Origin of the sequence: Streptomyces sp. A1136, assembly GCF_004795055.1 — a bacterium.
GTDB lineage: Bacteria > Actinomycetota > Actinomycetes > Streptomycetales > Streptomycetaceae > Streptomyces.
Map to the genome: position 1 here is coordinate 1 of NZ_SSBJ01000347.1, position 530 is coordinate 530.

The 530-nt window shown below is 69.6% G+C and carries 2 protein-coding genes; both read right to left on the reverse strand.

Annotation, left to right across the window (positions count from 1 at the left end; translation table 11 throughout):
* Nucleotides 1–202, reverse strand: a 202-nt coding sequence (locus E6R62_RS43325) for an IS3 family transposase (protein WP_368773889.1), incomplete at its 3' end; no start/stop codon positions are given.
* A 95-nt stretch (nucleotides 203–297) separates the two neighbouring features.
* A partial coding sequence (locus E6R62_RS38970) for a transposase (protein WP_168714338.1) occupies nucleotides 298–530 on the reverse strand: 233 nt, incomplete at its 5' end.

The window sequence follows — 530 nt, forward strand, 5'->3', positions numbered from 1 at the left end:
GGCGCATCAGCCGCTCGACCTTCTTCTCGTTCACGAGCCGGCCAGCCCGCCGCAGAGCCGCATGGATCCGCGGGGCCCCGTAGGCGCCGCGAGACCCGGCATGCAGGACACGGATCTCGCTCACCAGCGCGTCCTCAGCCCGCTGCCGCACCGCCCTCACCGGCCGCAACGCCAGATGCGCGTAGTACGTCGAGCGGGGCACTCCCAGCGCCCGGCACAGGTGACTGACGCTGTGACCTGCGGGATTGTCCTCGGATACCTTCTCCGCATCGATGAGACGACACCGTGCGTCGGTGTCTACCTCGCCTTGTCCTGGGCGAAGAAGGCGGTCGCTTTTCCCAGGATGTCGATCGTGGCCTCCTGCTCGCGGACCTTCCGTCGCAGCCGGACCAGTTCCTCACGCTCCGCACTGGTCAGGGCCCCGGCGGGCCCCTCGCCGCGGTCGATCTTCGCCTGCTTCACCCACCCGCGCAGGCCCTCCGGACTCACACCGAGGTCGCGGGCGACCTCAGTGACCGTCTTCTCCGAGG